This is a genomic window from Micromonospora sp. NBC_01412 (genome assembly GCF_045040215.1).
Lineage (GTDB): Bacteria > Actinomycetota > Actinomycetes > Mycobacteriales > Micromonosporaceae > Micromonospora > Micromonospora rubida.
The window spans coordinates 921,801-943,147 of record NZ_CP109528.1; the positions used below are offsets into that span (position 1 = coordinate 921,801).

Here is a 21,347-nt window from a genome sequence, read left to right on the forward strand (position 1 = left end):
GCGTCACCTCCGGGTCGTGGGCGGAATCGTGCCGTCGGGTCGATTCTCCCGACGGCTACGACAACCTCGGCCGCAACCCGGTTCTTCCCGGACAGTCCTCACCGTCCGGGTTCGCCCCAGCGAGACCGTTCCGCCCTGCCCGGCGCGGCTAGTCGCCTCGGCCGGCGAGGTCGCGGAGGCGACGGGTCTGGGCCTCGCGTTCGGCCCGCTGCTGTTCGGCATGGGACCGGCCGGCGGCACCGGCGAGCAGCGCCTTGATCTCCACCACGGCGTTCCGGTCGTTGGCGAGCAGACCGGCGGTGAGGTCGCGCACGGCGGCGTCCAGCTCGGCGTTCGGCACCACCAGGGTGGCCAGCCCGAGCCGGTCGGCTTCGGTGGCGTCCATCCGCCGGCCGGTGGCGCAGATCTCCAGGGCGCGGGCGTATCCGACCAGCTCGACCAGCCGCCTGGTGCCGGCCAGGTCGGGGACGAGGCCCAGGGTCACCTCGGCCATGGAGAGTTTGGCGTCGGCGGCCAGCACCCGCAGGTCACAGGCGAGCGCGAGCTGGAGGCCGGCACCGATGGCGTGCCCCTGCACGGCCGCCACCGAGATCACGTCCGGCCGGTGCAGCCAGGTGAAGCCGCCCTGGAACTCCGCGATCCGATCGGCGCACTCCTGCTCGGGCAGGGTGGCCAGCTCGGCGAAGGAGCCCGGGCCGGAGGCTCCGGCCACCGACAGGTCGAGGCCGGCGGAGAACGCCCGCCCCTCGCCGCGCACGACGACGACCCGCACATCGCCGGGCAGGTCCCGGGAGAAGTCGCTCATCGCGCGCCACATCGCCGGGGTCTGGGCGTTGAGCACGTCGGGCCGGCACAACGTGACCGTCGCGACCGGCCCGTCGCAGTCGAGTCGTACCCCGACCGCGCCGGGGGTCACCGGGCGGCCCGGGGGTCGGCGCTGGTGGACGACGTCGGTGGGCGGGTCACGCCTTCTTGCGACGCCGGGCACCGCCGCGCTGACGCAGCTGGACGCCGGACTCGGTGAGCACCCGATGGATGAACCCGTAGGAACGCCCGGTGGAGGCCGCGAGCGCGCGGATGCTCTCCCCCGAGGTGTACCGCTTTACCAGGTCCTTGGCGAGCGTCTGACGCTCGGCTCCGACGATCCGGCGACCCTTCTCAGTGCTGGTGGCTGTGCCAGTGGCTGCCATGCTGATTCCTCACGTCCCAGACTGTGCGGTTCGGATACGGTCCCACCTATTAGACCGCCTCGAACGATCATGCGCCAGATATCAACTATTCGCCAACCGACACGCTATGCAGTGTCGGTTAACCGATAGGGTGACGGTGGTCGCCGGCTGAGGGTGCCCCGCGACGGCGTGCGGGGGCGGGGCGGGCGCGGCGGCCGTACCCTGCCTCGCGTGACCGACCTGATCGCGACCGCGGCCGCCGCGGCGCTGGTGTTCGCCGCCACCAACATCGACGACGTCATCGTGCTGACCGTGCTCTTCGTGGCCGCCCGGAGCACCGGGAGGCCCCGGCCATGGCACATCGTCGGCGGCCAGTACCTGGGCATCGGCGCGCTGGTCGCCGCCGCCGTGGTGGTCGCCGCCGGGCTGCTCGTGGTGCCCGACCCGTGGACCGGCCTGCTCGGCCTGCTGCCGATCGCGCTCGGCGTGCGCGCCCTGCTGGCCCGGCGCGACGACGCCGAGCCGCCGGCCGTGGTCGGTGGGCTGCTGGGCGTGACCGGGGTGACGATCGCCAACGGCGCCGACAACATCGCCGTGTACGTGCCGGTGTTCCGCGCCCTCGACCCGATCGACGGACTGGTCTGGCTGCTGGTGTTCGTGGCGCTGGTCGGGCTGTGGTGCGCGGTCGCCGCCGGCCTCGGCGGCCACCCGGCGGTGGTCCGGCTGGTCGGCCGGGCCGGCCACTGGCTGGTCCCGGCCGTCTTCGTCGCGATCGGCGTGGTGATCCTGGTCAGCTCCGGCGTACTGACCCACCTGACCACCTGACCCTCGCCCCGCCGAGGATCATGGAGTACGGCGCTTCGCGAAAGGTGCATGAAGTCGCTTTCCGCCCACCCCGGCTCCGCGATCGACGCGGCGGGCGGGCTCAGGCCAGCTCGACCAGTTCGAGCAGGTCGTCGCTCCAGGCGTCCTCGTCGCCGTCGGGGAGCAGGATCGCCCGGTCCGGCTTGAGCGCCAGCACCGCGCCGGGGTCGTGGGTGACCAGCACGATCGCCCCCGGGTAGTTGGCGATGGCGTCGAGCACCTGTTCCCGGCTGACCGGGTCGAGGTTGTTCGTCGGCTCGTCGAGCAACAGCACGTTGGCGCCGGAGCAGACGAGGGTGGACAGGGCCAGCCGGGTCTTCTCCCCACCGGAGAGCACCCCGGCCGGCTTGTCCACGTCCTCGCCGGAGAACAGGAACGCGCCGAGGATCTTCCGCAGCTCGGTGTCGGTCTGCTCGGTGGAGGCGGCGCGCATGTTCTCCAGCACCGTCCGGTTCACGTCCAGGGTCTCGTGCTCCTGGGCGTAGTAGCCCAGCCGCAGCCCGTGCCCGGCGTGCACCTCGCCGGTGTCCGGCTTGAGCAGGCCGCCGAGCATCCGCAGCAGGGTGGTCTTGCCGGCGCCGTTGAGGCCGAGGATGGCCACCCGGGAGCCCCGGTCGACCGCCACGTTGACGTCGGTGAAGATCTCCAGCGAGCCGTACGACTTGGACAGCCCGGACGCGGTGAGCGGCGTCTTGCCGCACGACGCGGGATTCGGGAAGCGGACCTTGGCCACCCGGTCGGAGACCCGGACCTCCTCCAGCCCGGAGATCAGCTTCTCGGCCCGGCGGGCCATGTTCTGCGCGGCGACGGTCTTGGTGGCCTTGGCCCGCATCTTGTCGGCCTGGGCCATCAGCGCGCCGGCCTTCTTCTCGGCGTTGGCCCGCTCCCGGCGGCGGCGCCGCTCGTCGGTCTCCCGCGCCTCCAGGTACGCCTTCCAGCCCAGGTTGTAGACGTCGACCACGGAACGGGTGGCGTCGAGGAACCAGACCTTGTTGACCACCGACTCCAGCAGCGCGCCGTCGTGGGAGATCACGATCAGCCCGCCCTTGTGGTTGGCGAGGAAGCCGCGCAGCCAGGTGATCGAGTCGGCGTCGAGGTGGTTGGTCGGCTCGTCGAGCAGCAGGATGCCGCCGCCGTTCTCCCCGGCGTCGCGGAACAGGATCCGGGCGAGCTCGATGCGGCGGCGCTGACCGCCGGAGAGGGTGCCGATGGTCTGCGCGAGGGCCCGGTCGGGCAGGCCGAGGTTGGCGCAGATCCGGGCGGCCTCGGCCTCGGCCGCGTACCCGCCGAGGGCGGCGAACTGGTCCTCCAGGGCGCCGTAGCGGCGGACCAGCTTGTCTTCGACGCTGTCGGCGAGCTTGGCCTCGACCTCCTGCATCTGGGCCATCAGCACGTCCAGGCCACGGGCGGAGAGCACCCGGTCCCGGCCGGTGACCTCCAGGTCACCGGTACGGGGGTCCTGGGGCAGGTAGCCGACGGCGCTGCGCCGATCGATCTGCCCGGCGTACGGCTGCCCCTCCCCCGCGAGCACCTTCAGCGTGGTGGTCTTGCCTGCGCCGTTGCGGCCGACCAGGCCGATGCGGTCGCCGGGCTGCACCCGCAGGGTGGTGTCGGACAGCAGGATCCGGGCGCCGGCGCGCAGTTCCAGGCCGGTGGCAGTGATCATGTGAGGGGCTCGCTCTCGAGGTCTGGAAGGGCTGACTCATGGGCACGCGAAAGCGCCGGCGGGTCGGTGGTTCCCGTCGGCGCGGGGCGGTTCAGCCTTCGCAGAGCAGCACGCCGCAATTGTACCGGGCGTCCCCGACGACGCCGCCACGGTTACCGATCAAGATCATCGGGTACCGAGAATGCCGTCCGGACCCGGTCCGGTACCGCAACCACCAAACGTGATGAATCGGTGATCGGGGTCAACATGGAGCTGAACGAGAACGCGCGGGTCGACACCAGTCAGGTGGACGATCGGCGGGGGTCCGGGGGAGGCGGCGGCCTGGGTGGCATCCCCATCCCGCTCGGCGGTGGGCGCGGCGGCATCGTCGGCATCATCGTCGCGGTGCTGGTCGCCCTGGTCGGTGGCGGCTTCGGCCTGAACGCGATGACCGGCGGAGGCGACGGCACCGAGCAGGGCGACAACACCTCGCTCGCGCAGAAGTGCTCGGCCGAGGACGCCCTGAAGCAGCTCGACTGCCGCAACACCCTCTACGTCAACTCGATCCAGGCGTACTGGCGTACCGCGCTGCCGGAGGTATTCGGCGAGCAGTACCAGGCCTCGAAGACCGTCTTCTTCAGCCAGGGCGTCAACACCGGCTGCGGCCAGGCCGACTCCGGCGTCGGGCCGTTCTACTGCCCCGCCGACGACCTGGTCTACATCGACCTGACCTTCTACCAGCAGCTCGCCGACCAGCTCGGCGCGAAGGGCGAGTTCGCCCAGCCGTACGTGCTGGCCCACGAGTACGGCCACCACGTGCAGGACCTGCTCGGCACCGAGGCGCAGATGCGCCGTCAGCAGCAGCGCGACCCGGACAGCGCCAACGCGCTGTCGGTGAAGCTGGAGCTCCAGGCCGACTGCTACGCCGGCGCGTGGGCCAAGAACGCCACCGGCACCGCCGACGAGAAGGGCCAGAAGATCTTCACCAGCATCACCGAGCAGGACATCCAACAGGCGATCGACACCGCCGAGAAGATCGGCGACGACGCGATCCAGCAGCGCTCCGGCCGCCCGGTGAACCCCGACGAGTTCACTCACGGCACGTCCGAGCAGCGCAGGCAGTGGTTCACCAAGGGGTACGACACCGGCGACCCGAAGTCCTGCGACACCTTCAGCGGCAGCCTCTGACCCGCCGCCCCGGCACCCCCGCGACACGACGGGACGGGCCCGGTCACCACCTCGGCGACCGGGCCCGTCCCGTCCTCCGGGAGGGCTCAGACCTGCTGCCACAGGGCGGGGACGTTCGGCGGCTCCCAGCCCACCTGGGCCGTGTGCCCCTGTAGGCACCGGTACGACTGGCCGGCGTAGGTCACCGTCGCCCCGGCGGCGTACCCGGTGCCCGCCTGCCAGGTCGTGCCGCCCGGCGGAGTGCCGGTCGCGGTGGGCGTCGGATCCGGCCCCGGGCCGGAGGTGATCAGGCTCAGCCCGTACGCGGCCAGGATCGGGTTCACCGGCTGGAAGTACATGGTGCCGCCGCTGGTGCAGTTGCCCGAGCCGCCGGAGGTGACCCCCTGGGCCTGGCTGCCGGCCAGCCAGGAGCCGCCGGAGTCACCCGGTTCGGCGCAGGCGTTGCTGCGGGTCAGCCCGGAGACGGTGCCCTCGGGGTAGGTGACGGAGGCGTTCTTCTGCTGGATGGTGCCGCAGCGCCAGCCGGTGGTGGACCCGGACCGGCAGACCGCCGCGCCGACGGCGGCCTCGGTGCTGCCGGCCACGGCGACCGTGCCGCCGCTGTAGGTGTTCACCAGCCCGCGCGGGGTGTTTCCGGCGTCCACCTGCACCCAGGCGTAGTCCCGGCCGGGGAAGGTGGAGCCCCGGAACGTGCCGCCCGGCTGGGAGGTCCGGGCGCCCACGCGGCCGCAGTGCCCAGCGGTGACGAACCCGCCCTGCACGGAGAAGCCAATCGAGCAGCGGCTGCTGCCGATGTAGTACGCGTTGCCGCCGATCACGTCGGCGTACGGCCGGGGGTCCTCCGTGGTGGCCTGGACCCGGACCGTGCCGGCCGGCGCGCCGGCGGCGAACGCCTCGGCCGCGGCGCCGCCGCCGGGGCGGGCCAGCACCACGACGCTGTTCGTGGGCAGGTCGGCGTACCAGCCGGCCACCCCGTCGGGGGCGTCGCCGGCCCTCCGGTCCAGCTGGTCCACCACCGCCGCCAGGACCCGCTCGCCGTGCCGCACCCGCGCCGGAACCGCGCCGAGACCACGCACCGTCGCGGCGTCGTCGGCGGTGGTGACGCCGACGGTCACGGCGGCGCCGTCGGGCGCCACCCAGGCGCCCCCGTAGCGGCTACCGAGGGTGGCCCGCAGCACCTGCTGGACCCGGCCGGCCCGGGCGTCGGTGTCGAGCCGGGCGCGGGCCTGCTCCGGGTTCAGCCGCAGGTCCCGCTGGAGCGCGGCGAACATCTCCGGCGCGATTCCGTCGGGGGCGGCGACGCCGGCCGGGCCGCCGAGGGCCGGACCGGCACCGGGGTCTGCCTGCGCGGCCAGGGTGAGGGTGAGCACCGTGGCGGCGGCGCCCAGGAGGGCGGCGGCCATGGTGGCGGATCGTCGGCGCATGGGGATCTCCTCGCGGAACGGGGGGAGGGACCGGGTGGGCGGCGGGCGTGGTGGACCGCCCACCCGCCGCGCTACCGGCGAGCCAACTTTTGTTGTTAACTCTGTTGCCAGTACGGTAAGTGACGTATGCGGATGCGTCAATACGTTCCCCGATCGGCCGCATCCGACTGCCGCGACCGCCTGGAGTGGCCGTTGTCCGCCTCGTCCCGCCCCCGCCCGGCCCGCCGCCAGGCAGCCCCCGGCCCGCCGCCGGCTCTGCCCCGGCACGAGCTGGACGTCCCCGCGCCCGACGAACTCCCGTTCGCCGTCGGCTCCTTCGCCGAGATCGGGCCGCTGTCCCGCGCCGGCTTCCCGCACCGGCACACCTTCTACGAGCTGGCGTACGTGACCCACGGGCACGCCACCCACGTCGTCGACCTCGTCGCGTACGCCGTCCGGCCGCCCCAGCTCTTCCTCGTCACCCCCGGCCAGGTGCACCACTGGCGCGACGCGGACGACCTGCGGGGGCACGTCGTACTGTGCGCCCCCGAGTTCCTGCTGGCCGACCCGGGCGACCGGGACGCGCTGCACCGCTCGGGCCACCGCTCGTGGCACCCACGCGACGCCGCGCACGCCGCCCGGATCCGGTCAGTGCTGGAACGGATGGCCGGGGAGCGGCGCCGGGCCGAGCCGGGCTGCCGCAGCGTGCTGCGGGCGTACCTGCACATCCTCGTCGTCGAGGTGAGCCGCTCGACGCCGGCCGGACCGGCGGCCCACCCGTACGGCGACTCCCCGGCACACGCGGGCCGGGCCGAGACGGTGGCCCGCCGCTTCGACGAGCTGCTCGCCGAGCCGGCCCTGCTCGGCGAACCGGCCCACGCCTACGCGCGCCGCCTCGGCGTCTCGGTGCGGCACCTCAACGAGGCGGTCCCCCGGGTCACCGGCGCCACCCCGGCCCAGCTCATCCGCCGGGCCCGGGTGCTGGAGGCGAAGCGGCTGCTGGTGCAGACCGACCTCACCGTGGCCCGGGTCGCCGCCCGGCTGGGCTTCGCCGATGCCGCCTACTTCTGCCGGTTCTTCCGCCGCGAGGTCGGCGACACCCCCGGCGACTTCCGCCGGCACGGCGGAAAACACCACGACCCAGGCACCAAACACATCGACGTCAACGGATAGCTCTTCCTAGGGTCGGTGGCAGCGGTCGGCCCGACCGGGTCGGCTCGGAAGGTCACCACCGAGCGACAAGGAGCTGCCATGACCGGCGCATCCACCGGCGCGGACGAGCCCCGCGACACCAGCGGTGTCACCCGCAAGACCGTGCTGAGGGCCGTGGCCCTCACCCTGCCCGCCCCGCTGCTCCTCGGCGGTGCGGCGCGGGCGCTGGCGACGGCCGGCGACCCCGCCGGCCCGGTGCTGACGCCCACCCCGATGTGCGACGACGGCGACGACCCGACGCCGGCGCAGATCGAGGGCCCCTACTTCAAGCCCAACTCGCCACGCCGCACCTCCCTGATCGAGGCCGGCACGGTCGGCACCCGACTGACCCTCAGCGGCTACGTCTTCGGGCTGGGCTGCCAGACGATCCCCAACGTGCTGCTCGACTTCTGGCAGGCCGACGCCAACGGCGGCTACGACAACGCCGGCTACCGGCTGCGCGGGCACCAGTTCGCCGACGCGTCCGGCGCGTACCGGCTGACCACGATCGTGCCGGGCCTCTACCCCGGCCGGACCCGGCACATCCACGTCAAGGTCCAGGCCCCGGGCCGGCCGGTGCTCACCACCCAGCTCTACTTCCCCGGCGAGCCCCGTAACAACACCGACTCGCTGTTCAACCCGGCCCTGCTGATGACCGTGCGCGCGGTGGACGGCGGCCGGGAGGCCACCTTCGACTTCGTGCTCAACGTGTCGCAGACCCCCTCCCCCACCGCCAGCCCCACCGGCACCCCGCCGCCGTCGGGCACCTGGGCGACCGGGACCACGTACCGGGCCGGCGACCGGGTGACGTTCGGCGGCTCCGGTTACCGCTGCCTCCAGGCGCACACCGCCCAGGCGGGCTGGGAACCGCCGAACACGCCGGCGCTCTGGGCCCGCGACTGAGCGGCCGACCAGGCTGTCGTGGCCTGGGCGGTGCCGGCGGACGGTCCGCACACCCGGCAACAACGGACGGGCGGCCGGGGCGGGACGGCCGGTGGGCGTCAGGTGGCCGGGCGCACCGCCGAAGGCGGGCGCTCGCCGAGCCGCTCCACCGCGCGCAACCCCTCACGCATCAGGTCCAACGCCTCGTCGGGGCGGCCGGCGGAGGCGAGGTGGTCGGCCAGCGCCAGCACGGTGCCCGCCAGCTCGCGCCGCCGGCCGGCGGCGCGGAACCCCTCGACCGCCGCCCGCAGGTAGCGCTCCGCCCCGGGCCGATCGCCGGCGTCCGCGCGGAGCAGTCCGCGCACCCGCGCCGCGCGGGCGGCGCCGGGACCCTCGCCACCCCTGGCCAGCACCTCCCCCACCAGCGCGTCCGCCGTCGCCGGCCGCCCGAGCACCCGGTACGCCTCGGCCAACTCGACCGCGGCGTCCCCGGCCAGCCCCGGCTGGCCGGCGGCGCGCAGCGCGTCGTACGCGGTGGTGAGGTCCGCCAACGCGCCCGGGACGTCCCCGGCGGCCCACCGGCCGCGCCCACGCGCCCGGTGGCACGACGCCAACTGCACGTCCAGCATGGCCTGCCGGGCTGCCTGCCGGGCCTGCTCCGCCGCCGTGGCCGCCTCCGCCGTGCGGCCCCCCGCCAGCAGGCTGCCCGCCACCGCCAGGTGCAGCCCGGCCACCCGGGCCGGCTCGGCCAGCACCGCCAGGGCCAGGGCCCGCGCCGCCGCCTCCGCCGCCGCCGGCTCGTCGTCGAGCTGGAGATGGCAGACCGCCAGCTCCGCGTGCAGGGTCAGCAGCGCGGCGGGATCCGGATAGCCGTCCCGCACCAGCCCGTCCCGGGCCGACGCCAGCAGGTACGTCGCGTACCGGAGGTCGCCACCGCGGCCCACCAGCACCGCGCGGACGGCGGTCGCCTCGGCGCGGACGTGTGGCGCAGCCTCCGTCAACAGCTCCTCGGCCCGGTCGAGCTGCGCCGCCGCCTCGCCGGTGTCCCCCCGCCGCAGGGCGAGGCCGGCGAGGCCGAGCCGGGCCCGGGCGACCAGGACCGGGGCGTCCAGCGGCGCGGCGACCGAGATCACCTCCCGGTAGCCCGCGCCCGCCCCGGCGGGATCGTCCGGCCCGGCGCAGTCGGCCTCGACCAGCCGCAGGTGCAGGCGCACCACCTCGGCCGGGGAACGGCCGGTGGTCAGGTCGACCGGGGTGACTCCGAGGCGCTCGGCGAAGTGGGCGACAGCGTCGGCAGAGGGGGTGCGCCGGCCGCCCTCCACGGCGGAGACGTAGGCCGCGGTGTAGCGCGGCTCGGCCAGGGCGCGCTGGGTGAGCCCCCGCGCGGCGCGCAGCCGCTGGAGGCGGGCACCCACCTGGTCCCGCCGCTGCGTCATTACCGCCGCCCCGCCGCGCCGCGCCGGCCGCCCGCGTCAGCCGCCCCGCCGCGCCGCGCGTTCCCGTCAGTCGCTCCGCCGCGCCGCGCCGCGCGCCGGACCCCCACGTCGTCCGCCCCGCCGTGCCGCGCCGCGTGTCGGGCGCTCACGTCAGTCGCTCCGCCGCGCGCAGGCCCCGGCGCAGCACCTCGGCCGCCCCCGGGCGGTCCCCCTCGGCGAGCAGCGAGTCGCCGAGGTGCCGGCAGGCGACGACGACCTCCCCCATCAGCCCGGCCTGCTCGTACCGGTCGGCCGCCCGGGACAGCAACCGGCGGGCGTCCGCGCTGGCGCCCCGGCCCGCGCGCACCAGGCCGAGCACGAGGTCGGCCTCCGCCATCAGCTCCCGGTGCCGGCACTCGGCCGCCGTCCGGGCTGCCTCTCCGGCCAGCTCCGCCGCCTCGTCCAGCGCGCCCTCCCGGCGGCGGGACTCGGCCAGTTCCAGGGTCGCCCCCGCGTGGTCGAGCACGGCACCGACCGCGCCGAGCATCTCCCGGGCCCTGCGCAACTCCGGTCCGGCCTCGCCGGGCCGGCCGGCCCGGCGCAGTACGTACCCCCGGGCCCAGTGGCACAGCGCGATCTCCCGGGTGAGTCCCAGCTCGGCGTAGCGACGGACCGCCTCGCGCAGGTAGCGGTCGGCCTCGTCCAGCTCGCCGTCGCGCCGAAGCTGGCCCGCGACGGCGTAGAACTGGGCCACCCACTCTCCCCGGGTGGCCCGGCTCAGCAGCGGCAGCGCGTCCCGCTCCAGCCGGCGGGCCCGGTGCCGCCAGCTCAACTCCAGGAACGTGTACATCAACGCGTTGGTCAGCCGCAGCTCCGCGTCGGGGTCCACCGGTGCCGAGGCCCGCAGCTCCCGTAGCCCGTCCTCCAGGACGGCCACCGCGCGGGGGGCGTCCCCGTCGACGAGGAGGCAGTAGGACTGCCGGGCGAGCACCGCCGCGCGCAGCGCGGGGCAGTCGGCCGGCGGCTGCGCCGCCAGCCGCGCGTAGCCCGCCGCGGCGGCCGGGGCCCGGCCCCGGTGCAGGTCCACCTCCGCCGCGTAGTACCGCGCCCAGCCGCCCAGCTCCGGCAGGTGGTAGTCGTCGGCCCGGCGACCGATGTCGGCGAGCGCGCGGTCGGCGTCGTCGAGGTCGCCGGCCGACAGGGCCCGCCGGGCCGCCGCCAGCTCCCCGGCCAGCCGGGCCGCCGCGTCGGCCGGCCGCCCGTGGCGCAGGTCGTCGACCGGCAGCCCGAGCCGGTCGGCGACGTGAGTCAGCGCCTCCGGGCTGGGGGTACGGGTGCCGGACTCGATCGCGCCGAGGAACGCCCGGGTGTACCGGGGCACGGCGACCTGCTGCTGGGTCAGCCCCCGGGCGGTGCGCAGGCGGCGGATCCGGTCACCGAGACGCTCACCGCCCGGGCCGCCACCGCCGGCGACGCCGTCCGTCGCCTCCATCCCGACCCCCTTCGCGCGCTACCGCCAGCCTAGTGGCCCGGGCACGCCCGTCGATCGGTCAGGGGGCGGCCGGCCCGGGATCCCGGACCAAGACCCGCACGGCGCGGGCCGCGTCCACTGCGGAGACCAGCACCGCGTGCCGGGGCTCCGGCACGTCGAGCAGCCGGTCGGCGCGCAGCGCGGCCAGCGGGGCCAGCCGCCGGTCCGCCAGCACGGTGTCCACCGCCCGCCGATCGCCCCCGCCGACCAGGGCGGTGAGCGTGGCGGCCTCGGGCAGCAGCAGCCGGACGGCCAGCTCGACCGCGTCGCCCAGCGCCGCCTTCGCCTGGTTGTCCCGGCGGCGGGCGAAGCGCTGCTGGGACCAGCCGCCGGCGGCGGTGCGCCCCTGCACGTACCGAGTGTCGACCTTGGACACCACGATGTCGCCGCCCTCGGCGATGCCGACCGCCACCGCGCCCTTGCGGGCGAGCAGCAGCCCGATCCGGCGCGGCGCGGCGACGGCGGCCACGAACCCGGCAAGGTCGAGGGCCGGGGGTACGCCCGGCGGGGTGTGCAGCTCGGCGGTCGCCCCGTCCGGGGCGGCGAGCAGCAGGCCGTACTCCCGGGGGGTGGTGGTCGGCGGGCCGTGCCGGTCGGCGAAGCCCTCGACCCAGCGGGCGACGCGGGCCGGGTCGACCTCGACCCACCGGCCGCCGCCTGCTGCGGGTCGACTGGTCACCGCCCGACCGTACGGCACGACCGGGCCGCGCAGGGAGCGGCATCCGGTTCCGGTCGAGGCACGCGTTCGGCCGGGCGGCCCCGGTCAGCGCGCGAGCAGCATGACGACCGCGAGCGCCCCGATGATCGCGCTGGAGACCAGGGCGGTCACCAGCCGGCCCCGGGGCCCGGTCAGCGCCCGGCCGACCAGTGTGCCACCGCCCGCGATCAGCAACTGCCAGCTCGCCGAGGCGAGGAACGCTCCGGCCACGAAGAGGGCGGCGGCCGGGCGGTCCGGGCCGGCCGCCTCGCCGCGGCCGAGCACGAGCGCCACGAAGTAGACCACCGTCGCCGGGTTGAGCAGGGTCAGCGTCAGCACCCCGGCGAAGGCCCGCCCCGGGGTGCCGAGGCCCCGGCCGCCGCCCGCACCGGCGGGCGTGGGGCGCGGGCGCAGCGCCCGCCACGCGGTGTGCCCGGCGAGGACGAGCAGCACGGCCGCTGCCACCAGCCGCAGCGGCCCGGCGATCGGGGTCACCAGATCGGCGACCGCTGCCCCACCGAGCACGGCGACGGCGGCGTAGAGACCGTCGGCGGTCGCCACGCCGAGCGCGGCGGCGGCGCCGACCCGGAACGACGTCCGCGCGCTGAGCCCCAGGATCAGCACGGCGATCGCGCCGACGGGCACGGCGACGCCGTAGCCGGCCACCAGGCCAGCGAGGAACGCCCCGGTCACGACGGTCTGCGACGGGTCGAGACGCCACCGGGCGAGGTCCGCTGTCGGGGCGCGGTGTCAGCCGCGCGGACAAAGACCTGCTGCGGGTACGCCTCGATCATGGCCTCATCATCGGCCCAGGCCCTTCGGCTCGCGAGCGATTTCCTGGACCCCACGCCCCTGGCGGCACCGCCCTTGCACGGTCACGCTACGTCATCCCGCCGCTTCGGGCATCGATATGGACTCGCCCCCTTTGCTCTGCTGCCGTCAGCGCAACATCAGCACTGAGCAGCTGCTTCACGTCGCGGGCCAGCACGAGCGGACAGCAGGGGGCGTCACTCTCCGCGTGCGTTGCATGGGGGGCAGCAGAGCAAAGGGAGCTTTAGCAGGTGTGGCCCGCAGGTCGACGACCGTGGGGCACGGGGTGGCGCGATCTGAGCCCCGGCATGTCAGAAGCCAGCAGGCCAGGCGGGCGGGATGCCCGGGTGCCGGGATGCCAGGCGGGCGGGATGCCGGGCGGGCCTGCCGGTGGACGCGGTGGTGCTGGGGCGGGTCAGGCGGCCAGTCGGGCGGCAGAGCGGTTAACCCGGGCGGGCTGCAAGTAGGTGGGGCCGCCGGGGCGGCATCGCGGAGCAGGCGGGCCGGACGAAGAAAACGCCGCGAGCGTCCCCCTGGACGGGGAGACGCTCGCGGCGCGATGCGTGGTGCGGGCCGGTGTCAGACGTTGAAGCCGAGGGAACGGAGCTGGTCGCGCCCCTCGTCGGTGATCTTGTCAGGACCCCACGGGGGCAGCCAGACCCAGTTGATCCGGATGTCGTCGACCAGTCCCCCGCCGGGGCCGGTGGTCAGCGCCTGCCGGGTCTGGTCCTCGATCACGTCGGTCAGCGGGCAGGCCGCCGAGGTCAGCGTCATGTCCAGGGTCGCGACGTTGTCGTCGTCGACGTGGACGCCGTACACCAGGCCGAGGTCGACCACGTTGATGCCCAGCTCAGGGTCGACGACGTCCTTCATCGCCTCCTCGACGTCGGCGACGGCGGCCTTGCCGTTGGTCGCCGCACCGTTGGCCGCCGGCGTGGCCGCGCCCTCGGTGGGCGGGACCGCGCTGTCGGTCGCCACGGCGCCGGCCTCCGGCGTGGTGGGGGTTTCCTCGCTGCTCATGCCGTCCCCTCGCTTCGCTCGGCACCGGCATGAGCTGTGCCGGCACTGTGCCGATGATTCGCTCGCTGACGCTCGCTCATGCCTTCACCTCCGGGCTCACGCCCACCCCGGCGCGTGCCGCGGCGTCCTTGAACGCCATCCACGGCAGCAACGCGCACTTGACCCGGGCGGGGTAGCGCGCGACACCCGCGAACGCCACCCCGTCACCGAGCACGTCCTCGTCCGGCGTGACCTGGCCACGGCCGGACATCAACTCGACGAACGCCTCGTGCACCGCGAACGCCTCACCCGCACCCCGACCACGCAGCAGCTCGTGCAGCACGCTCGCCGACGCCTGGCTGATCGAGCAGCCCATGCCGTCGTACGAGATGTCGTGCAGCACGTCGCCGTCGGTGGCGACCCGGACGGTCACCTCGTCACCGCAGGTCGGGTTGACGTGGTGCGCCTCGGCGACCTGGTCGGCCGGGTCCTCGGCGTCGCGCAGGCCACGACCGTGCGGGCGCTTGTAGTGGTCCAGGATGATCTCCTGGTAGAGCTGGTCGAGCTGCATCAGTCGAACACCTTCCGCACCTGCTCCAGACCGCCCACCAGGGCGTCGATCTCCTCGGTGGTGGTGTACAGGTAGAACGAGGCCCGCGTCATGGCCGGCACGCCGAACCGGGTGCACACCGGCTTGGCGCAGTGGTGGCCGACGCGCACCTGCACGCCGAGCGAGTCGAGCACCTGACCCACGTCGTGCGGGTGGATGTCGCCGAGCGCGAACGAGATCGTCCCGCCCCGGCCCACCGGCACGGTCGGCCCGAAGATCCGCAGGTCGGGCACGGTGGCGAGGGCGTCCAGCGCGTACGCCGTCAGCTCCTTCTCGTGCCACTGGATCGCCCGCATACCGATCCCGGTGAGGTAGTCCACCGCCGCGCCGAGCGCCACGGCCCCGGCGATCGGCGGAGTGCCCGCCTCGAACCGGGTCGGCGGGGCGGCGAACGTCGACCGGGCCATGGTGACCGTCTCGATCATCGAGCCGCCGCCGAACACCGGGGGCATCGCCGCGAGCAGCTCGCCCCGGCCCCAGAGCACGCCGACGCCGGTGGGGCCGCACATCTTGTGCCCGGTGAAGACGATGAAGTCGGCGTCGAGGTCGACCACGTCGATCGGCAGGTGCGGCACCGACTGCGAGCAGTCGAGCAGCAGCAGCGCCCCCACCTCGCGGACCCGCGCGGTGATCCGGGAGGTGGCGTTGACGGTGCCGAGAATGTTCGACATGTGCACCAGCGAGACGATCTTCGTCCGCTCGGTCACCAGGTCGTCCAGCCCCGACTCGTCCAGTCGCCCCTGGTCGGTGACCGGGAACCAGCGCAGGGTCGCGCCGGTGCGCTCGGCCAGCAACTGCCACGGGACGATGTTCGAGTGATGCTCCATCTCGGAGATCACGATCTCGTCGCCGGGGCCGAGCCGGAAGCGGGGGTCGGCGTCGGCACGCGGCGAGGCGTTGGAGAACGCGTACGCCACGATGTTGATCGCCTCGGTGGAGTTCTTGGTGAACACCACCTCGTCCACGCTCGGCGCGTTGACGAACGCGGCGAGCTTCGCCCGCGCGCCGTCGTACGCCTCGGTCGCCTCGGTGCCCAGCGTGTGCACCGAGCGGGACACGTTGGCGTTGTGCCTCGCGTAGTGCTCGGTGAGCACGTCGAGCACCTGGCGCGGCTTGTGCGAGGTGTTCGCGCTGTCGAGGTAGACCAGCGGGTGCCCGTTGACCTCCCGGTCGAGAATCGGGAAGTCCGCGCGCACCGCCGCCACGTCGAAGCGCGGCACGTCGTCGAACTGCGGCATCCCCTCGGGGATCGTGATGGTGGTCATCTGCGTGACCGGCCCCTTCCTCAGGCCCCCGCCGAGCCGGCCCCGGCGGCGTACCGCTCGTAGCCCTCGGCCTCGAGCTTGTCGGCCAGCTCCGGGCCGCCCTGCTCGACGATCCGACCGGCGACGAAGACGTGCACGAAGTCCGGCTTGATGTAGCGCAGGATGCGCGTGTAGTGGGTGATCAGCAGCAGGCCGGTGTCGCCGGTGTCGCGGACCCGGTTCACGCCCTCGCTGACCACCCGCAGCGCGTCGACGTCGAGGCCGGAGTCGGTCTCGTCGAGGATCGCGATCTTCGGCTTGAGCAGCTCGAGCTGCACGATCTCGTGCCGCTTCTTCTCGCCGCCGGAGAAGCCCTCGTTGACGTTGCGCTGGGCGAACGCCGGGTCCATCTGGAGGCGCTCCATCGCGCCGCGCAGCTCGCCGCCCCAGGTGCGCAGCTTCGGCGCCGTACCGTCGATCGCGGTCTTGGCGGTACGCAGGAAGTTGGCCACCGAGACGCCGGGCACCTCGACCGGGTACTGCATGGCGAGGAAGAGCCCGGCGCGGGCCCGCTCGTCGACGGACATGGCGAGCACGTCCTCGCCGTCCAGGGTCACCGAGCCGCCGGTGATCTCGTACTTCGGGTGACCGGCGATGGAGTACGCCAGGGTGGACTTGCCGGAGCCGTTCGGGCCCATGATGGCGTGGGTCTGACCCGAACCAACCGTCAGGTCTACCCCGTCAAGGATCGGCTTGAGCTGACCCTCGGGCAGCTTGACCGACACCTTCAGGTCGCGGATCTCCAGGGTGCTCATTATCGGGTCACTCCATTGCTCGGCATCGGGCGGCCGTCGGCGCCCACGGGAAGGTAGATGTCGCCGTCGCGGATCTCGACGGCGTAGACGGGAACGGGTTCGGTGGCGGGCAGGCCGGTCGGCTCACCGGTACGCAGGTCGAAACGGGAGCCGTGCAGCCAGCATTCCAGCGTGCACCCCTCGACCTCGCCCTCGGAGAGGGCGACCGCGGCGTGCGAGCACTCGTCGTGCACGGCGTAGAACCGGTCGTCCTCGCCGTGCACGAGGGCGACCGGCGTGCCGTCGACGTCAGCGCTGATCACCGTGCCCTTCGGCACGTCCTCGGTGGCACAGATTCGGATCATCAGGCGCCCGCCGTGGCCAGCCGGGCCTCGATCGCGTCGCCGAGCCGCACGCGCAGCTCCTCGACCGGGATCTTGTTGATCAGCTCGGCGAAGAAGCCGCGGACCACCAGGCGGCGGGCCTCGTCCTCCGGGATGCCCCGGGCCATCAGGTAGAACAGCTGCTCGTCGTCGAAGCGGCCGGTCGCGCTGGCGTGCCCGGCGCCGGCGATCTCGCCGGTCTCGATCTCCAGGTTCGGCACGGAGTCGGCCCGGGCGCCGTCGCTGAGCAGCAGGTTCCGGTTGATCTCGTACGTGTCGGTGCCGGTCGCCCCGGCCCGGATCAGCACGTCGCCCACCCAGACCGTGTGTGCGTCCGCGCCCTGCAACGCGCCCCGGTAGCCGACGTAGCTGCGGCAGTCCGGCACGTTGTGGTCGACGAGCTGGCGGTGCTCCAGGTGCTGGCCGCCGTCGGCGAAGTAGACGCCGTACAGCTCGGCCTCGCCGCCCCGGCCGGTGTACTCCACCGAGGTGTACTGCCGGACCAGGTCGCCGCCGAGGCTGACCTGGATGTGCACCACCTTGGCGTCCCGGCCGAGCTTCACCCTCAGGTGCTGGGCCTGCACCGCGTCGGCAGCCCAGTCGGCCACGGTGACCAGGGTCAGCTTCGCGCCGTCGGCCACGGACACCTCGACGTTGTCGGCGAGGGTCGCCGAGCCGACGTGCTCCAGCACCAGGGTCACCTCGGCGAACCGGCCCACGTCGATGAAGGTGTGCCCGAACGCCAGGTGATCGGCGCCGTCGCCGACCACCCGCAGGCCCACCGGTTCGCCGACCACCGCGTCGCGGGCGACCTCCACCAGCAGCGCCTCGCCGGCACCGCCGTACGCCAGCGCGCTGACCCGGTCGACCGGGGTGAGCACGCTGCCCACCCGGGGGTCGTCCTTGCCGATCGGGGAGACGGTGACGCCGGAGGGCAGGTCGCCGTACTCGTGCCGGACCGCGCCGGTCGCGGCCTGGGCCTCGCCGACCAGCCCGCGCAGCCGCTTGAGCGGGGTGAAGCGCCACTCCTCCTCCAGGCCGGTGAGGGCCGGGAAGTCGGCGACGTCGTACGAGCGGAGCGCCTGCGACTTGGTGCTGGGCGGCGCGGAAGCCTGGGTAGTCATCTCTTCCTTGGTGTGTTCTGCGACGACGGTGTCTGGGACGGGTGGACGGGCCGGTGCGACCGGCCCACCGGGCGGGCGGCGTCAGCCGACCGCGCCCTCCATCTGGAGTTCGATCAGGCGGTTCAGCTCCAGGGCGTACTCCATCGGGAGCTCCTTGGCGATCGGCTCGATGAAGCCTCGGACGATCATCGCCATCGCCTCGTCCTCGCTCAGGCCCCGGCTCATCAGGTAGAAGAGCTGGTCGTCGCTGATCTTGGAGACGGTCGCCTCGTGCCCCATCGACACGTCGTCCTCGCGGATGTCGACGTACGGGTAGGTGTCCGAGCGGGAGATGGTGTCGACCAGCAGCGCGTCGCACTTGACCGTGCTGCGGCTGTGGTGCGAGCCCTCCAGCACCTGCACCAGGCCCCGGTACGAAGTGCGGCCGCCGCCCCGGGCGATCGACTTGGAGATGATGGTGGAGGAGGTGTGCGGCGCGGCGTGCACCATCTTGGCGCCGGCGTCCTGGTGCTGGCCCTCGCCGGCCATCGCCACCGAGAGCACCTCGCCCTTGGCGTGCTCGCCGGTCATGTAGACCGCCGGGTACTTCATGGTGACCTTGGAGCCGATGTTGCCGTCGACCCACTCCATGGTCGCGCCCTCGTGGCACACGGCCCGCTTGGTGACCAGGTTGTAGACATTGTTCGACCAATTCTGGATGGTCGTGTAGCGGCACCGGGCGTTCTTCTTGACGATGATCTCCACGACCGCGCTGTGCAGCGAGTCGGACGAGTACATCGGCGCGGTGCAGCCCTCGACGTAGTGCACGTAGGCGTCCTCGTCGACGATGATCAGCGTCCGCTCGAACTGGCCCATGTTCTCGGTGTTGATCCGGAAGTACGCCTGGAGCGGGATCTCCACGCGCACCCCCTTCGGCACGTAGATGAACGAGCCGCCGGACCACACGGAGGTGTTCAGCGCGGCGAACTTGTTGTCGCCGACCGGAATCACCGTGCCGAAGTACTCCTTGAAGACGTCCTCGTGCTCCTTGAGCGCGGTGTCGGTGTCCAGGAACAGGACGCCCTGCTCCTCGAGGTCCTCGCGGATCTTGTGGTAGACGACCTCGGACTCGTACTGCGCCGCGACGCCGGCAACCAGCCGCTGCTTCTCCGCCTCGGGGATGCCCAGCCGGTCGTACGTGTTCTTGATGTCCTCGGGCAGGTCCTCCCAGCTGGTGGCCTGCTTCTCGGTGGACCGGACGAAGTACTTGATGTTGTCGAAGTCGATCCCGGTGAGATCGGCGCCCCAGGCCGGCATCGGCTTGCGGCCGAACAGCCGCAGGCCCTTCAGGCGCAGGTCGAGCATCCAGGCGGGCTCGCTCTTCTTCGCCGAGATGTCCCGCACCACAGCCTCGTTGAGGCCGCGCTTGGCGGTGGCGCCGGCGACGTCGGAGTCGGCCCAGCCGTACTCGTAGCGACCGAGGGCGGCGAGCTGCTCCTCCTGGGTCAGGGGCTGAACGATCTGCTCGGTCATCTATCTGTCCTCACAGTGGTGACGGTTCTACCGGACTGGGCACGCCCCGGCTGGGCGGGGATGTGCGTGGTGCACACCCCGTCGCCGTGCGCGATGGTGGCCAGGCGCTGCACGTGGGTGCCGACCAGGCGGGAGATCACCGCGGTCTCGGCCTCGCACAGCTGGGGGAACTCGGCGGCTACGTGCGCCACCGGGCAGTGGTGCTGACAGAGCTGACCGCCGGAGGCGATCGTCGACGCGCTGGCGGCGTAGCCCTCGGCCGTCAGCGCCTCGGCGAGCGCCTCGGCCCGCGCCAGGGGGTCGTCGCCGGCGTTCTCCATGGCGGCCCGACAGCGGTCCTCCAGGGCGGCGACCTGGTCGGCCGCGAACGCCTCCACCGCCGTGGAACCGCTGTTGCGGGCGATCCAGCGCAGCGCGGCGGTGGCGATGTTGTCGTAGTGGTGGGTGCCGCAGCGACCCCGGGCCGCGTCCGTCAGCACGAACACCTTCGCGGGGCGGCCCCGCCCCCGGCTGCCCCGGACGGTCTGCTCACGAGCGGTCACGTCGCCGTCGACCAGCATCGCGTCGAGGTGCCGGCGGATCGCCGCCGGGCTGAGCCCGAGCGCCGAGCCGAGTTGCGCGGCGGTGGTCGCCCCCTGCTCCAGCAGCAGCTGGGTCACCCGGTCCCGGGTGGAGAGGTCGGCCACGGCGGAACCGGACGCACCGGCGGACACGGGCACACCGGCGACCGGACCGGTCACCGGCTGTCGCCCGCGAAGCGCCGCCACGTTTTTCACAACGCCAACGTTACGTAATTCGCCGGAGGCCCGCAAACCCGGGTCCCGGTGATCCGAGCCACCGGCGCGGCGGAGTCACCCGATCGGGCTCCACTACGTTGCGTAGGATTTGCCCCGTGAAGCGATCCGTCCGGTTCCCGGCCTCCACCACACTGCTGCGCCGCCTGGCGCTCGCCTCGATCATCGCGAACGTCGCCATCGTGGTCACCGGCGGGGCGGTCCGGCTGACCGCGTCCGGCCTCGGCTGCCCCACCTGGCCCAGGTGCACCGACGCGTCGTACACGACGACTTCGGAGATGGGCGTGCATGGCGTCATCGAGTTCGGCAACCGGCTGCTCACCTTCGCCGTCGGCGCGATCGCGCTGGCGGTGGTGGTGGGCTTGCTGCTGCACGGGGCGCGGCGGCGGGCCCTGCTGCCGCTGGCGATCGGGGTGCTGTTCGGCATCCCCGCGCAGGCGGTGGTCGGCGGGATCACCGTGCTGACCAACCTGAACCCGTGGGTGGTCGGCCTGCACTTCCTCGCCTCGATGGCGGTGATCGCGGTCGCGTACGCGCTCTGGCGGCGCATCGGCGAACCGGACGGCCCGACGGCGCCCACGGTGCCGGGGCCGCTGCGGACGCTGGCGCTGGTCACCACCGTGGTGAGCGTCGCGGTGCTGGTGGTCGGCACCTGGGTCACCGGCAGCGGCCCGCACGCCGGCGACCAGGGCGCGGCCCGCAACGGCCTCGACCCGCAGTCGATCTCGCAGGTGCACGCCGACGGGGTGTTCCTGCTGATCGGGCTCTCGGTGGCGCTGGTCTTCGCGTTCCGCGCGGTCGGCGCCCGACGGGCCGAGCGGGCCGCCCTCGTGCTGGTCGCGGTGGAGCTGAGCCAGGGCCTGATCGGCTTCGTCCAGTACTTCACCCACCTGCCCGCGGCGATGGTCGCAGCACACATGCTCGGCTCGTGCCTGGTCCTGCTCGCCACCCTCGCGGTGCTCTGGTCGACCCGAGAACGCCGCCCGACCGAGGTACCGACGACCCCTACGCCAGCCAAAACCCCCGCCCCCACCCCCGCCTGACGCGCCCCACCCCCACACCCCACCCCGCGCAAATTCACGGAAAGAGTGG

General features: G+C 73.7%; 21 protein-coding genes. 5 read left to right on the forward strand and 16 right to left on the reverse strand.

Features of this window, described 5'->3' with window-relative positions:
* Positions 1-148: 148 nt before the first annotated feature.
* Positions 149-916, reverse strand: a complete 768-nt coding sequence (locus tag OG617_RS03880; protein WP_405098723.1) for an enoyl-CoA hydratase/isomerase family protein — start codon at positions 914-916, stop codon at positions 149-151.
* Between the two features lie 46 nt (positions 917-962).
* Positions 963-1,190 carry a helix-turn-helix domain-containing protein gene (locus OG617_RS03885; RefSeq protein WP_007462679.1) on the reverse strand — a complete coding sequence of 76 codons (228 nt, stop codon included), beginning with the start codon at positions 1,188-1,190 and terminating at the stop codon, positions 963-965.
* Positions 1,191-1,400: 210 nt separating this feature from the next.
* On the opposite strand from OG617_RS03885, the gene OG617_RS03890 reads away from it, so the two are divergent.
* Entirely contained in the window at positions 1,401-1,994 is a 594-nt protein-coding gene (locus OG617_RS03890) for a cadmium resistance transporter (RefSeq protein ID WP_405098728.1), read from the forward strand.
* Between the two features lie 100 nt (positions 1,995-2,094).
* On the opposite strand, the gene OG617_RS03895 is transcribed toward OG617_RS03890, so the two are convergent.
* The gene (locus tag OG617_RS03895; RefSeq protein WP_396682055.1) at positions 2,095-3,699 is read right to left on the reverse strand and encodes an ABC-F family ATP-binding cassette domain-containing protein; all 1,605 of its coding nucleotides are present in this window, start codon (positions 3,697-3,699) and stop codon (positions 2,095-2,097) included.
* A gap of 246 nt (positions 3,700-3,945) precedes the next feature.
* Here OG617_RS03895 and OG617_RS03900 point away from each other — a divergent pair, with 246 nt between their 5' ends.
* The gene (locus tag OG617_RS03900) at positions 3,946-4,866 is read left to right on the forward strand and encodes a neutral zinc metallopeptidase (protein WP_405104097.1); all 921 of its coding nucleotides are present in this window, start codon (positions 3,946-3,948) and stop codon (positions 4,864-4,866) included.
* An 86-nt stretch (positions 4,867-4,952) separates the two neighbouring features.
* On the opposite strand, the gene OG617_RS03905 is transcribed toward OG617_RS03900, so the two are convergent.
* Positions 4,953-6,290: a carbohydrate-binding protein gene (locus OG617_RS03905; RefSeq protein WP_405098730.1), complete on the reverse strand. Its 1,338-nt coding sequence runs from the start codon at positions 6,288-6,290 to the stop codon at positions 4,953-4,955.
* A gap of 192 nt (positions 6,291-6,482) precedes the next feature.
* Between OG617_RS03905 and OG617_RS03910 the strand changes: the two genes are divergently transcribed.
* Together OG617_RS03910 and OG617_RS03915 are read left to right on the forward strand one after the other, a co-directional pair.
* Positions 6,483-7,442 (forward strand): helix-turn-helix domain-containing protein, encoded by a 960-nt coding sequence (locus tag OG617_RS03910; protein ID WP_405098732.1) that lies wholly within the window; start codon positions 6,483-6,485, stop codon positions 7,440-7,442.
* Positions 7,443-7,520: 78 nt separating this feature from the next.
* On the forward strand, positions 7,521-8,363 hold the full coding sequence (locus OG617_RS03915; protein WP_405098734.1) for a carbohydrate-binding protein: 843 nt from the start codon (positions 7,521-7,523) through the stop codon (positions 8,361-8,363).
* 98 nt (positions 8,364-8,461) lie between these two features.
* Here the strand turns inward: OG617_RS03915 and OG617_RS03920 are convergent, their stop codons facing one another.
* The 12 genes from OG617_RS03920 to OG617_RS03975 form a co-directional block, all read right to left on the reverse strand.
* Entirely contained in the window at positions 8,462-9,778 is a 1,317-nt protein-coding gene (locus tag OG617_RS03920) for a helix-turn-helix domain-containing protein (RefSeq protein ID WP_405098736.1), read from the reverse strand.
* Between the two features lie 145 nt (positions 9,779-9,923).
* Entirely contained in the window at positions 9,924-11,249 is a 1,326-nt protein-coding gene (locus OG617_RS03925; RefSeq protein WP_405098738.1) for a helix-turn-helix domain-containing protein, read from the reverse strand.
* 58 nt (positions 11,250-11,307) lie between these two features.
* On the reverse strand, positions 11,308-11,967 hold the full coding sequence (locus tag OG617_RS03930; RefSeq protein ID WP_396682044.1) for an acVLRF1 family peptidyl-tRNA hydrolase: 660 nt from the start codon (positions 11,965-11,967) through the stop codon (positions 11,308-11,310).
* An 84-nt stretch (positions 11,968-12,051) separates the two neighbouring features.
* A complete protein-coding gene (locus tag OG617_RS03935) occupies positions 12,052-12,678 on the reverse strand; it encodes a LysE family transporter (protein ID WP_405098740.1) in 627 nt (208 codons plus the stop codon).
* 696 nt (positions 12,679-13,374) lie between these two features.
* Complete coding sequence (locus OG617_RS03940; protein WP_405098742.1) at positions 13,375-13,815, reverse strand: metal-sulfur cluster assembly factor; 441 nt, start codon at positions 13,813-13,815, stop codon at positions 13,375-13,377.
* Between the two features lie 76 nt (positions 13,816-13,891).
* Positions 13,892-14,365: a Fe-S cluster assembly sulfur transfer protein SufU gene (gene sufU / locus OG617_RS03945; RefSeq protein WP_405098744.1), complete on the reverse strand. Its 474-nt coding sequence runs from the start codon at positions 14,363-14,365 to the stop codon at positions 13,892-13,894.
* Entirely contained in the window at positions 14,365-15,669 is a 1,305-nt protein-coding gene (locus OG617_RS03950) for a cysteine desulfurase (protein ID WP_405098746.1), read from the reverse strand. The genes sufU and OG617_RS03950 overlap by 1 nt, the downstream gene beginning before the upstream one ends.
* A gap of 20 nt (positions 15,670-15,689) precedes the next feature.
* A complete protein-coding gene (sufC, locus tag OG617_RS03955; RefSeq protein WP_405098748.1) occupies positions 15,690-16,463 on the reverse strand; it encodes a Fe-S cluster assembly ATPase SufC in 774 nt (257 codons plus the stop codon).
* On the reverse strand, positions 16,463-16,807 hold the full coding sequence (locus OG617_RS03960) for a non-heme iron oxygenase ferredoxin subunit (RefSeq protein ID WP_405098750.1): 345 nt from the start codon (positions 16,805-16,807) through the stop codon (positions 16,463-16,465). Before OG617_RS03960 ends, sufC begins: the two co-directional genes overlap by 1 nt.
* Positions 16,807-17,949 (reverse strand): Fe-S cluster assembly protein SufD, encoded by a 1,143-nt coding sequence (gene sufD / locus OG617_RS03965; RefSeq protein WP_405098752.1) that lies wholly within the window; start codon positions 17,947-17,949, stop codon positions 16,807-16,809. Before sufD ends, OG617_RS03960 begins: the two co-directional genes overlap by 1 nt.
* 81 nt (positions 17,950-18,030) lie before the next feature.
* Positions 18,031-19,461: a Fe-S cluster assembly protein SufB gene (sufB, locus tag OG617_RS03970; RefSeq protein WP_405098754.1), complete on the reverse strand. Its 1,431-nt coding sequence runs from the start codon at positions 19,459-19,461 to the stop codon at positions 18,031-18,033.
* Positions 19,458-20,237: a helix-turn-helix transcriptional regulator gene (locus OG617_RS03975; protein WP_396682016.1), complete on the reverse strand. Its 780-nt coding sequence runs from the start codon at positions 20,235-20,237 to the stop codon at positions 19,458-19,460. Before OG617_RS03975 ends, sufB begins: the two co-directional genes overlap by 4 nt.
* A gap of 98 nt (positions 20,238-20,335) precedes the next feature.
* Here OG617_RS03975 and OG617_RS03980 point away from each other — a divergent pair, with 98 nt between their 5' ends.
* Positions 20,336-21,298: a COX15/CtaA family protein gene (locus OG617_RS03980; protein WP_405098756.1), complete on the forward strand. Its 963-nt coding sequence runs from the start codon at positions 20,336-20,338 to the stop codon at positions 21,296-21,298.
* Positions 21,299-21,347 lie beyond the last annotated feature (49 nt).

Excerpts from the sequence above, each read along its gene's own strand:
- OG617_RS03885 (WP_007462679.1), bottom strand. The coding sequence starts at position 1,190 with ATGGCAGCCACTGGCACAGCCACCAGCACTGAGAAGGGTCGCCGGATC.
- OG617_RS03895 (WP_396682055.1), bottom strand. The coding sequence starts at position 3,699 with ATGATCACTGCCACCGGCCTGGAACTGCGCGCCGGCGCCCGGATCCTG.
- OG617_RS03900 (WP_405104097.1), top strand. The coding sequence starts at position 3,946 with ATGGAGCTGAACGAGAACGCGCGGGTCGACACCAGTCAGGTGGACGAT.
- OG617_RS03905 (WP_405098730.1), bottom strand. The coding sequence starts at position 6,290 with ATGCGCCGACGATCCGCCACCATGGCCGCCGCCCTCCTGGGCGCCGCC.
- OG617_RS03915 (WP_405098734.1), top strand. The coding sequence starts at position 7,521 with ATGACCGGCGCATCCACCGGCGCGGACGAGCCCCGCGACACCAGCGGT.
- OG617_RS03920 (WP_405098736.1), bottom strand. The coding sequence starts at position 9,778 with ATGACGCAGCGGCGGGACCAGGTGGGTGCCCGCCTCCAGCGGCTGCGC.
- OG617_RS03925 (WP_405098738.1), bottom strand. The coding sequence starts at position 11,249 with ATGGAGGCGACGGACGGCGTCGCCGGCGGTGGCGGCCCGGGCGGTGAG.
- OG617_RS03940 (WP_405098742.1), bottom strand. The coding sequence starts at position 13,815 with ATGAGCAGCGAGGAAACCCCCACCACGCCGGAGGCCGGCGCCGTGGCG.
- sufU (WP_405098744.1), bottom strand. The coding sequence starts at position 14,365 with ATGCAGCTCGACCAGCTCTACCAGGAGATCATCCTGGACCACTACAAG.
- OG617_RS03950 (WP_405098746.1), bottom strand. The coding sequence starts at position 15,669 with ATGACCACCATCACGATCCCCGAGGGGATGCCGCAGTTCGACGACGTG.
- sufC (WP_405098748.1), bottom strand. The coding sequence starts at position 16,463 with ATGAGCACCCTGGAGATCCGCGACCTGAAGGTGTCGGTCAAGCTGCCC.
- OG617_RS03960 (WP_405098750.1), bottom strand. The coding sequence starts at position 16,807 with ATGATCCGAATCTGTGCCACCGAGGACGTGCCGAAGGGCACGGTGATC.
- sufD (WP_405098752.1), bottom strand. The coding sequence starts at position 17,949 with ATGACTACCCAGGCTTCCGCGCCGCCCAGCACCAAGTCGCAGGCGCTC.
- sufB (WP_405098754.1), bottom strand. The coding sequence starts at position 19,461 with ATGACCGAGCAGATCGTTCAGCCCCTGACCCAGGAGGAGCAGCTCGCC.